The following is an 11,617-nucleotide window of genomic DNA, read 5'->3' on the forward strand; positions in this document are numbered from 1 at the left end:
ATATTCAAATTATAAACTTAAATTTGCTCAGCAGTTTTAAGATTGCGGTCGAGTAAATCGTACATGGCAGCCAGACTCTTTTTTTCTGCTTCGGCGTTATAGCCTAAGTCAACGCCATTGGCTTGAGCACGTTCATCTGCTAATGGATTTGAGAATCCATGTTTAGCATCTTCATATACAATGACGTCATGCTCAACCTGAGCGCTAAACATTTCTTCTTTAAATTTTGCGACATCATCTAGACTAACCATGCTGTCCTCTGCACCATGGAGGACCAAAATTTCTGCCTGAACTTGACCTGCTTGTGCAGGCGTTTGTGCAGATAAATTGGCATGGAATGTTGCAACAGCTTTGAGCTGTGCACCAGAGCGCGCCAAATCCAATACAACTTTTCCTCCATAGCAAAAACCAATCGCACCCAGTTGGGAAGCATCCACTTCTGCTTGAGATGCAAGACAGTTCAGTGCTGCTGTAGCACGATCTACAATGGTATTGCTTTGCTCGAAAGTTTGCATCATCCAAGCATAGGCTTGTTTTGCATCTGTGGTGACGTTTTTATTGCCGTACATGTCGAGGGCCAAAGCGGCATAGCCATGTTCTGCTAGTTCTCGTGCGCGCTGCTCTGTATAGTCATTTCGTCCCCACCATTCAGGTGAAACCAGTACGCCAGGTACGACTTGATCTGTTTCAGGTGTGGCAAAATATCCAATTAAAGTTGTTCCATCTACCGCCTTATATTGAATTTCACGTGTTTTTATTTTCAGAGCCATGAAGCCAAATCCTTGTTCCAATACGAATGCAAAGATTAAAGCATAAAAATATGATTTATTTATGATAAATGCGTAAATTGCAGGCTAATAAATTAGGGTAAAAGTACACTATCCTGCACGGAATATAGAGCTGACTTAGGGCTGAGGCAGGCTTATCATCCCGTAGGGCAATAAGCCAAAATTGTAATGAATTATTTAGAATTCACGTTGAGTAACTCAACATCAAAAATTAAGGTGCTATTGGGTTCAATGACATCACCTGAACCAATTTGACCATAGGCCAAATTTGCAGGAATAAAGAAGCGATATTTCGCGCCTTCTTTCATCAGTTGTAAGCCTTCCGTCCAGCCTTGAATCACTTGGCTGACTTGAAAGTTAGCAGGGTGGTTACGTGCAATTGAACTGTCAAAAACAGTATCATCAATTAAGCGACCTTCATAATTGACGGTCACATTTGAATTGGCCTTAGGCGATTTGCCGGTTCCCTCTTTGATGACAATATATTGCAAACCAGACTTGGTGGTTTTAACCCCTTCTTTTTTGGCATTTTCAGCTAAAAATGCAGTACCAATTTTTGCATTTTCGTCGGCTTTTTGTTTTAGCTCGATCAATTGTTTCGCTTCTGCTCGACGCTTAAATTGGGTCAATACACGCGTCATTTCTTCGTCTGTTAAGGTTGCAGTTTGCCCTTGAGATGATGCTTTTAAGCCCTGTACAAAGGCATCAAGATCCATATCTTTCATGGCATCGGCATTACTACGACCCATTAAGTAACCAAAGCTATAGCCCACTTGTTCGGCAGTGCTACTTTGCGTATTAATGTCTTTTGCGAAGGTCGTGCCACTCAAAAGTGCACAGCATAGCAGGCTTATTTTAATTTTCATGTTGTTTGTTTCCAGAAGAAATGAAGGAGAGCAAATGCTCTCCTTGGGATCATTTTTGTTATTTCACTTTAATCAGTTCAACATCAAAAATAAGCGTGCTATTTGGTGGAATTGTGCCAGGAACGCCGTTTTCACCATAACCTAATTTTGCTGGAATATAGAGCGTTGCTTTACCGCCTTCTTTCATCAATTGTAAGCCTTCAGTCCAACCAGGAATTACTTGATTCAGTGGGAACTCAATTGGCTCACCGCGTTCAATTGAACTATCAAAGACTTTACCGTCGACCAATTGGCCTTTGTAATGGACTGTCACGATCGAATTGGCTTGAGGTTGTTTCCCTGTACCTTCTTTCGTAATTTTATACTGTAAGCCAGATGCGGTTGTTACAACACCTGGTTTCTTTTTATTTTCAGCAAGGAAGGTGTCACTCGCAACTTGTACTTGTTGCACTTGATCATGCTGTTTTTGTTGCATGTCTTTTTGGAACTGTACATAGGCTTGTTGTAATTCTTCTTCTGTATAAGCTGGTTGGGTGCGGGCATGGCCTGCACGAACACCTGTCACAAAGCTATCAATATCGAGCTCTGGAGGAGTTTGGTGAGCAACTTCATAGCCCAATGCATAGCTAATTTTTGCGACAGCAGAGGCATTGGCTGCAGGTTGAGTTGAAGTCGCAGCCTGTACAGCTGGTTTTTGTGACGCAAAATACACTGGAACAAGTGCAGCACCGCCTAGTACAACAGCGACAGCAATGGGTAGGGCCTTACTCATAAAATTTCCCAAATTATTCTAAATCTATAAAGTTGCTGAAAGATTAGCAGACTTTTCCAGCTGTGGTGCAATAGCTTGTGTGAATTACACCTGATTTGAGCTGGAAAACTCATCATAGTCATGTCATATAAAATATTCTATAACAGACTGAATGTATAAAACATTTATCATACAAATAAAATGGATTTAATCGCCTATTCTACTGTGCTTTAAAGTCTTTGCTGGTATAAAAAAACCAATGCAGTGCATTGGTTTTTAAACAATCAAGATTTAGTCCTGATCTTTATTGGCTTTATAACCATAAGAGTAATTATAGCCATAACCGTAGCCATAACCACCTGTGCCACGCTGAATATCATTCAGAATCACACCATTAATTTTGACACCCACTTGTTCAAAGCGGTTCATGGTCAATTCAAGCTCTTTCATTTGCGTTTTAGCAAAGCGTGCAATCACCAGATTTATACCAGTATATTGTGAAATGATAATACCATCGGTCACAGCCAACACAGGCGGTGTATCAATAATAATATGGTCATAGAGTGGTGAAAGTTGCTCTAAAAGTGCTGCGAATTTTGCAGAGCTGAGAAGTTCTGATGGATTCGTTGGGCTCTTGCCACGAGTAATTACACTTAAGCCAGAAATTTCAGATGGTTTGATAATCGCATCTAAATTTTGTTGGTTATTTAAGTAATCAGCAAGACCAGGGGTATTTTCAGTGTTGAAATATTTATGCAAATAACCGCGACGCATATCTGCATCAATAATCAATACGCGTTTATTGCTTTGCGCCAAAATTGCGGCCAAATTGGTCGAGATAAATGATTTACCTACTTCAGGTGCTGGGCCTGAAATCATAATTAAATTATTTTTGGCACTACTCATTGCAAAATGAATCGCGGTACGCATGCTACGTAGGCTTTCAATAGCAATGTCATCGTTATTTTTAACTGCAAGAACAGGAATAGTTTTCTTTTTCTTTAACAGTTTAATACGACTTTCTTGTACTGGTGAACGCGGTACAGTGGCATAAACAGGTAAATCAAGTTCATTTTCAATTTGTGATGAGTCTTTAATACCTGTGCGCATCATATTACGCAGTAATGCAAGGAGTGTACCTAAGAAGCCACCTACAAAAATGGATAAAACTAAAATGATTAATTTCTTGGGTTTGATCGGCTCTACAGGCTCGATCGCATGGTCTACGATGCGAACATTGCCAATTTCACCCGCTTTAGCAATACGCAGTTGTTGGTAAGAGTTTAGTAGGGAAGTATACAGTTGATTTTTCACTTCAACTTCACGATATAACTGCAAGTAACGACGTTGTAGGTCAGGCAGTTGCTTGAGTGTATTTTCTAATTCACCAATTTTTTTATTCAGCGCACTCAGCTGGGCCGTCATCTGTTGCATCACAGGATGTTCGTTCGTGTACTTCGCACCAGCTTCGGCAACTTTTTGCTCTAACTCTGCTTTTTGTGTTTCTAGGGTTACACTTTGTGTTAAGTAGAGTTCAGATTCTTTGGTGACATCAACCGTATTATATTGTTGACGGAATTTGTTAAATTCACGTTCAGCTGTATCCAGTTGTTTTTTTAATTCTGGTAATTGTTCATCCAAGAATTTTAGGGTTTGTGCACTTTCTGCAGAGCTACGATCAATATTCTGTTGTTTATAAACATCTAAGATGGCATTGAGTACTTTGGTGATATGTTCTTGATCTTGACCTTGATAATTAAGGCCAAGTACACCAGTTAGTTTTCCTTTTTCTGCAACAGAGTAGTCGTCAAGAATATTTTTTACTGCATTCGGAAGAGAAAGTTTTTGAATTATATATTGGTCATTGAATTGATCTTGACTAAATATGGTAACGATCCAAAGGCCTTCGGGTGTCGATACTCTATTTTCCTTATTTAGATCACCAGAAAATACAATTTGTTCTGTTTTTTTATCTGTAAGTGTGAACTTTGTATTTTGGAATTTGAGTTGTAATGGTTTATCTAGATAACTGTTAGGAACTGACAATTTTCGGATATCAAAAGCCTGCTCATTGTCTTTAAACACCACTGAATTTTTGAGATATTCTGTAGAGTAATCGTGCGGTGCAAATAAACGATTTGTAAAGGTATCTGAATTGCCTTGAATTGTGATATCTAAATTTAAATTTTGAATGACTGTGCCAAGTACTAGGCGTGAGCGTAAAAGTTCAATTTCAGTTTGAGCGGGTTGCTTTTGATCAATCATATTCGAAAGATCACCCAGTAAGGCTGCAGATGCCCCTTTACCTTCTTCTACTTGTACTAAAGCATCGACAGAATATGTATCTGGCGTGGTACGTAAATAGAGCAGGGCGCAGACCAAACTTAAAATAACGCAGAGCGCAATCAGTTTCCACTGAGCAATTAATGAGAAAAATAATTCTTTTAAGTCAATGGTATCTTCAGTATTGGTGTTTTGTTGGCTCATAATCGTCATTCAAAAATAATTAAATATGGTTTTTCCAGTCAGTGACACATTGCTGAATGAGTGCACAGGCTTCATTAAATGTTTCTTGATCCTTTTGATAAGGATCGGCAACGTTGCGTCCTTGCCAATGACCTAAGCGAAAGGTTTTTCCCTTGGCAAAAGGCCAAGTCTGCTCGACATGTTTTTGCTGATTTTGACTCATCACCAGAATCAGATCTGCTTGTTTGATGAGTTCAGCATTCAATTTACGCGCCACATGTGCCTGCATTTGAATCCCCAATTCCGCCATGCAATGTTGCGCTTTTTCATCTGCAGGATGCCCCACCAGACCTGAAATACCTGCAGAATGGATTTTTAAATGAGGAAGTTCCTGTTTAAAAAAATATTCTGCCATAGGACTACGACAAATATTACCAATGCAGACCACTAAGATATTTTGAATCTGCATTACTGACCTAACCGATCTAAGTTGGAAATTGCGCTAGAGAAGGGCAGGACTTGATTGACTACACGTTGCCAGCGCGCAAGCCCAGATGCATCTACATACACAATATCATTACTACGCATCTTGAACTGATTGGCCAAGCCAAAGTCACCAATGCTGGCTAAATTTAAATGATAAATTTCAGTTACTGGATGATCGGCACCACTACGTACGACGTAAATTTTGCCACGACTTGCAGAAAGTGGATTTAAACCTAAGCTTTCACCCAACACATCGCTGAGCGTCATCCCTTGATCACGCATTGGTAGGGATTGATTTTTTCCAGATTCACCCATCACATAAATCTTTTGGTTTTCACGTGAGTTGACGTAGAGCGTATCATTGGCTTGAATGAGCAGGTTATGCAGAGAATAGCCTGCTTTTTCTAATTCAATACTATTGAGCGTATAGGTTTGTCCTTGGCGCACGAGGGTAATTGAAGTATTGTCACCAAATTGTGTATTTACCCCACCAGCAAGACCTAAGGCAGTATATACACTAACAGGTTGATCACTGAGGAAGAACTGTCCACCTTTCATGACATTACCCTGAACTGAGTAACGCTGGCCTTGATAGGATAAAACACGTGCGACTACATCAGGTGTTTTAAGATAACGTGACAATTGACTACGAAGTTCTTGGTTGACTTGGGCCAACGATTTACCTGAGGCTTTATAACGACCAATGACAGGGAATTGAATATAACCCTGCTGGTCAATTTGATAACCATTAGATTGAACACCAACGTCATTATTAATATTGTTTACTGGTGGTGTAATTTCTGGATAAGCCCATAAATAAATAGACAGAATATCACCAGCACTGAGTTTATAATTGTTATGTGTGCGATTAAATAAATGCGCAAAACTTTGTTGATTAAATTGAGCAGGTTGAAAAGCAGGAAGAGATTCTTGTGTGATTTTTACCACATTAACCTGTGTTCCAAGTTCAGTTTGGTATAAACCTTCACTTGGTAAATCATAGGTTTGTAAGCCTGAAGTAATTGCACAGCCAGTCATTCCCAAGCTGAGAGCTGCGATTAAACTGTAACGGTATAAGTCCACTCTAAATCAAATCCTATTTATAAAAATAATTGGGTCACACACATACGGGTTAACAAAACCCCAAATATAGATTAAAACACGGTATGAATTTATACCATTATTGTGCGCTAATATAACACAAGAAAACTTTGCGTCGTAAGCTTTTCAAAAATATCTGATGTAAGCCAGTTCATCTGTTTTTAGGTGCTGCTTAATATGTATTTGAATATTGAACTGATTTATTAAAATAAGCATTTATAAATATTGTTAAGACTATTTCTATAATGTATCTCGGGTTGTATTCCAGTTGATTTATGTGGTGATCGCTTATTCTAGCGCATCATTTAGTAGCAAATTCTGCTATATTAGCAAGCTCATTATCATGTCATGATGATTCATCATCGATCGCATAGGCTTCTGTATGTTACAGCTTTCTGAACTAAAAATAGCAATTATTGGTCTAGGTTATGTGGGACTTCCTCTTGCAGTAGAATTTGGAAAAAAAGTACCCGTGGTGGGTTTTGATATCCATCAAAAGCGTATTGATGAGCTACAAAGCGGGCAGGATCATACTTTAGAAGTTTCACCTGAAGAATTACAACAAGCAGCACATTTAAGCTACACCACGAATTTACAGCAACTCGAAGACTGTAATTTCTTTATTGTTACTGTTCCGACCCCAATTGACGAATATAAACAACCAGATTTAACCCCATTGGTTAAAGCTTCAGAAAGCATTGCAAAAGTGTTGAAAAAAGGTGATGTGGTTGTCTATGAATCAACGGTTTATCCGGGTGCAACGGAAGAAGTTTGTATTCCTGTTTTAGAGAAAAACTCAGGTTTAACATTCAATCAAGATTTTTATGCAGGTTATAGCCCTGAGCGTATTAACCCGGGCGATAAATTGCACCGTGTGACGAATATTTTAAAAATCACCTCGGGTTCTACACCTGAAGTCGCTGATTATGTTGATGCAGTTTATAACCTGATTATTGAAGCAGGCACACACAAAGCAGCCAGCATTAAAGTTGCAGAAGCAGCCAAGGTAATTGAAAACACCCAGCGTGATGTGAATATTGCCTTAATTAATGAATTGGCATTGATTTTCAATAAAATGGGTATTGATACCGAAGCGGTATTACAAGCGGCAGGTACTAAGTGGAACTTCTTACCGTTCCGCCCTGGTTTGGTTGGCGGTCACTGTATTGGCGTTGACCCGTACTATTTAACCCATAAAGCACAAGCGATTGGCTACAACCCTGAAATTATTTTAGCGGGTCGCCGTTTAAATGATGGTATGGGCGCTTATGTGGTAACGCAGTTGGTGAAAGCCATGCTGAAAAAACGCATTCAAGTAGAAGATGCCAAGGTTTTAATTTTAGGTTTAAGCTTTAAAGAAAACTGCCCGGATATTCGTAATACCCGCATCATTGATATTGTGAAAGAATTGCAAGAATATCATGTCAATGTTGATGTATATGACCCATGGGTAGATGCTGCTGAAGCTGTGCATGAATATGGGATTCAGCCTGTACAAGCGCCTGCACAAGGTGAATATGATGCTGTGATTTTGGCAGTCGCGCATGAACAATTTAAAGACATGGGCGTAAATGCCATCCGTGCTTTGGGTAAGGCTGATCATGTACTCTATGATTTGAAATACGTGTTATCTCAAGCTGAATCTGATCTTCGTTTGTAAGAGGCATACCAAAATGAATCAATATCAACAGGTATGTGAAAACCTTAAAACAGCGCCTAAAACATGGCTGGTGACAGGTGTTGCGGGCTTTATTGGCTCGAATCTTCTCGAAACATTGCTCAAGTTAGGTCAAACCGTAGTGGGTTTAGATAACTTTGCTACAGGTCATCAGCATAATTTGGATGAAGTGCAAAGTTTAGTCACTGCTGAGCAATGGGCAAAATTCAGTTTTATTGAAGGTGATATTCGCCAATTTGCCGACTGCCAAAAAGCCTGTGCAGGTGTGGATTATGTCTTGCATGAAGCTGCTTTAGGTTCTGTACCACGTTCGATTGCCGATCCGATTACCACCAATGACACCAATATCAGCGGTTTCTTAAATATGCTCACTGCTGCGCGTGATGCAGGTGTTGCCAGCTTCACATACGCAGCCAGCAGTTCAACTTATGGTGATCATCCTGCATTGCCAAAAGTGGAAGAAAATATTGGCAATCCATTGTCGCCGTATGCAGTGACCAAGTATGTCAATGAGCTATATGCCGATGTCTTTGCACGCAGCTACGGTTTTAAAGCGATTGGCCTGCGTTACTTTAACGTGTTTGGTCAACGCCAAGATCCAAACGGTGCTTATGCTGCGGTGATTCCGAAATGGACGGCATCGATGATTGATGGTGAAGATGTCTTCATCAATGGTGATGGTGAAACCAGCCGTGATTTCTGCTTTATCGATAACACGGTTCAAGCCAATATTTTGGCGGCAACAGCATCTGATGACGCCAAAAACCAAGTCTATAACGTGGCTGTGGGTGACCGAACTACGTTGAATGAGTTATATCGTGCTATTCAAGTGGCACTTGCTGAAAATGCGGTGAACTTTGAGCGTGATCCTGTATACCGTGAATTCCGTGCAGGAGATGTACGTCATTCACAAGCCAGCATTGCTAAAATTGAGCAAGGTTTGGGTTATGCACCGCAGTTTAAAATTGCCGAAGGCATTCAATTGGCCATGCGTTGGTACGTCAATAATTTAAAATGATCTTGAACCGATGATTGCGAAACTCTTCGCAAAATATCAGTCTATTGGACTGATTACCTTAAGTTTACTGGCAGGTGCGATAATGACATTTATCGCACTTCCTGTTTTAACGCGCTTATATTCTGTCGCTGATTTTGGCGCGTATGGCATTGCTTTGGCGATTGTCAGTGTACTTTCAACAGTAGCCAATTTGCGTTTAGATCAAGCGCTTTTGGTCGCTGAGGAACAAGATAAAAAAAGTCTGATTTTTGAAGGGGCGGTGTTCTCAACAGGCATTGCAATTCTTAGTGGCATTGTCATCAGTGTTATTTTAAATGTTGAAATGGCAGGTGCGGTCGCTACAGGTGTGCTTGCCAATACCTTGCTTCAAAGCGTTTATAGCTATCAATTTTCCGCACATAAAGAATATTTTTGTGCAGGTTTAAATATTTTTAGAAGTGCCATTGTCGTGTTGGTACAACTCTCGTTGCCATTCGTGATGCAGATCAGCTTGGTGAATAGTTATAACGTCAGCTCGATTATCATGATTGTGGCGGTGCTGATTTATTTACTAAAACATCAACTTTATCAAGTCAGTTGGCGCGCGTTTAAAAATTATCAAGACTTTATCTATGCCAATACGCCTCACGCCTTGCTGAACAGTTTTTCACATAATTTACCGTATTATGTGGTGTCGCATTTTGTCGGTGTGCAGGCGATGGGTTTTTATGCCATTGTTGAGCGGACTTTACGTGTTCCGATCAATTTGATTTCACAAACCTTACGTCAATTTTTTATCCGTAAGTTTAAAAGCACGGATTCAAATAAGAATGCCTTGAAGGCAAGTGTGCTTTTAAGTTTGGTATCACTGCCTCTTTTTGCAATTTTCTTTATCTTGCCTGAATCGCTATATCTTTGGATTTTCGGTTCTGAATGGGTTGGCATCTCGACCTATTTCCAAATTTTGGCGTTGGGCTATTGGGCGGTTTTTTGTAATCCGCCAAGTTCGGCTTATTTAATTGCCAAGCGCAATAGCCAAGTGTTATTTAAACTGCAAATCGTAGAACTCATGATTAAGTTCGCTTTATTTGCAGGCTTATATGCTTTATGTACCGATAAAATTTATATGCTCTTGGCGGTGCCTGTGGCACTAATCATTTATAACTTTGCCATTTTATATGTGGTGTGGAGAAACAAAAGCTGATGTTTTTTAAACTGTTAAAACTGATGAATTGGTTCACTGCACAATGCCGTCAGCAATTTTATAATGTGGCTTTTGGCACGAAATTTCGTTATTTCGGTAAAGCCTGTACGGTTGATATTAGTGGACAAGTGAAGATTGGTCAGAATGTTTATATTGGTGATCATGTCAGTTTAATTGTCGAGCAAGGTGCAAGCTTAGAAATCGCGGATAACAGTTTTATTGGTGAAAGTTGTTACATCAAATGCTTTGGTGGCAAGGTGTCGATTGGCAAAGATGTCAGTATTAACTCTAAGTCATTTATTAATGGCTGTGGCGGTGTGAGCATTGGCGATAACACCCGTATTGGCACGCAAAGCATCATCATTGCCAGTAATCATAAATTTGGTGAACCTGATGTGTTGGTGAAAGATGCCATTACCAAACAAGGGGTCAGTTTAGGCGAAAATATTTGGCTTGGTGCGCGGGTGACGGTACTTGATGGTGTGAAAATTCCAAGTGATTCGGTGATTGGCGCGTGTAGCCTTGTGTCGAAACCTTTGGATGACTCGGGTGTCTATGTCGGCAGTCCTGCTAGAAAAATCAAATCGCTGTGATCTTATTTTTTCATCCTGCATCGTGACTGCGGTTTCCATATCGTAAAGTAGATTTTCAGCGTAAAATAGCTGACTTATTTTCCTCCTTCTAAGTTGCCTCGCTCCATTCAGGTACTGTGTATGTCATTTATGATTTCTGCTTTTCGACAGCTGTTTGATTTGGCTTATTTTATGGCAAAAGGCAGTGTGGCTTATGCACGTAAAAAAGGTGTGAAAGTCGGGAAAAACTGCCGAATTTATATTAAAAGCTGGGGCTCAGAACCATTTTTGGTCAGCATTGGCGATCATGTGACGGTTACTTCAGGGGTGAAATTTATTACTCATGATGGCAGTACCTGTTTGGTGAAAGATGCGCAAGGTAAACGCTACCAACGCTTTGCACCAATTCAAGTCGGTTCGCATGTATTTATTGGGGTCAATACAATCGTAATGCCCGGTGTGAGCATTGGCTCGAATGTGGTGATTGGCGCAGGCTCGGTGGTGACCAAAGACATTCCTGATCACAGCGTGGCGATTGGCGTACCTGCCAAAGTGGTATCCAGTTTTGTTGACTATCAAGCCAAAATTCAAAGCACCTGTGCCAGTGACAGTGAGCTTGCTGGCATCACGGATTATCGTGAGCGGGTGGAACGTGCCATGGCGATTCAAGCTTCAAAATCACCGCATTAATATTCTCCCATTTTAAAA

The 11,617-nt window shown here is 40.2% G+C and carries 11 protein-coding genes; 5 read left to right on the forward strand and 6 right to left on the reverse strand.

The annotated features are described in order from the left end of the window. Positions 1 to 17: 17 nt before the first annotated feature. From DYI81_RS12465 to DYI81_RS12490, 6 genes are all read right to left on the reverse strand, one after another. Entirely contained in the window at positions 18 to 770 is a 753-nt protein-coding gene (locus DYI81_RS12465; RefSeq protein WP_106985618.1) for a dienelactone hydrolase family protein, read from the reverse strand. 191 nt (positions 771 to 961) lie between these two features. Continuing rightward, on the reverse strand, positions 962 to 1,654 hold the full coding sequence (locus tag DYI81_RS12470; RefSeq protein WP_106985617.1) for an FKBP-type peptidyl-prolyl cis-trans isomerase: 693 nt from the start codon (positions 1,652 to 1,654) through the stop codon (positions 962 to 964). Between the two features lie 58 nt (positions 1,655 to 1,712). Further along, positions 1,713 to 2,426: an FKBP-type peptidyl-prolyl cis-trans isomerase gene (locus DYI81_RS12475; RefSeq protein ID WP_106985616.1), complete on the reverse strand. Its 714-nt coding sequence runs from the start codon at positions 2,424 to 2,426 to the stop codon at positions 1,713 to 1,715. Between the two features lie 270 nt (positions 2,427 to 2,696). Next, entirely contained in the window at positions 2,697 to 4,892 is a 2,196-nt protein-coding gene (locus DYI81_RS12480; RefSeq protein ID WP_117007722.1) for a polysaccharide biosynthesis tyrosine autokinase, read from the reverse strand. A gap of 19 nt (positions 4,893 to 4,911) precedes the next feature. Next, complete coding sequence (locus tag DYI81_RS12485; RefSeq protein WP_106985615.1) at positions 4,912 to 5,340, reverse strand: low molecular weight protein-tyrosine-phosphatase; 429 nt, start codon at positions 5,338 to 5,340, stop codon at positions 4,912 to 4,914. Further along, positions 5,340 to 6,395, reverse strand: a complete 1,056-nt coding sequence (locus DYI81_RS12490; RefSeq protein WP_117007723.1) for a polysaccharide biosynthesis/export family protein — start codon at positions 6,393 to 6,395, stop codon at positions 5,340 to 5,342. Before DYI81_RS12490 ends, DYI81_RS12485 begins: the two co-directional genes overlap by 1 nt. 445 nt (positions 6,396 to 6,840) lie before the next feature. Here DYI81_RS12490 and tviB point away from each other — a divergent pair, with 445 nt between their 5' ends. The 5 genes from tviB to DYI81_RS12515 all read left to right on the forward strand — a co-directional run bounded on the left by tviB (position 6,841) and on the right by DYI81_RS12515 (position 11,599). Next, positions 6,841 to 8,118: a Vi polysaccharide biosynthesis UDP-N-acetylglucosamine C-6 dehydrogenase TviB gene (gene tviB, locus DYI81_RS12495; protein ID WP_117007688.1), complete on the forward strand. Its 1,278-nt coding sequence runs from the start codon at positions 6,841 to 6,843 to the stop codon at positions 8,116 to 8,118. Between the two features lie 13 nt (positions 8,119 to 8,131). Further along, positions 8,132 to 9,154, forward strand: a complete 1,023-nt coding sequence (locus tag DYI81_RS12500; RefSeq protein WP_117007689.1) for an NAD-dependent epimerase/dehydratase family protein — start codon at positions 8,132 to 8,134, stop codon at positions 9,152 to 9,154. Positions 9,155 to 9,164: 10 nt separating this feature from the next. Next, positions 9,165 to 10,337 carry an oligosaccharide flippase family protein gene (locus DYI81_RS12505; RefSeq protein ID WP_117007690.1) on the forward strand — a complete coding sequence of 391 codons (1,173 nt, stop codon included), beginning with the start codon at positions 9,165 to 9,167 and terminating at the stop codon, positions 10,335 to 10,337. Further along, positions 10,337 to 10,930 carry an acyltransferase gene (locus DYI81_RS12510; protein ID WP_117007691.1) on the forward strand — a complete coding sequence of 198 codons (594 nt, stop codon included), beginning with the start codon at positions 10,337 to 10,339 and terminating at the stop codon, positions 10,928 to 10,930. The genes DYI81_RS12505 and DYI81_RS12510 overlap by 1 nt, the downstream gene beginning before the upstream one ends. Before the next feature lie 120 nt (positions 10,931 to 11,050). Further along, entirely contained in the window at positions 11,051 to 11,599 is a 549-nt protein-coding gene (locus DYI81_RS12515) for an acyltransferase (RefSeq protein ID WP_117007692.1), read from the forward strand. Positions 11,600 to 11,617 lie beyond the last annotated feature (18 nt).

This window comes from Acinetobacter sp. SWAC5 (assembly GCF_003419885.1).
Lineage (GTDB): Bacteria > Pseudomonadota > Gammaproteobacteria > Pseudomonadales > Moraxellaceae > Acinetobacter > Acinetobacter cumulans.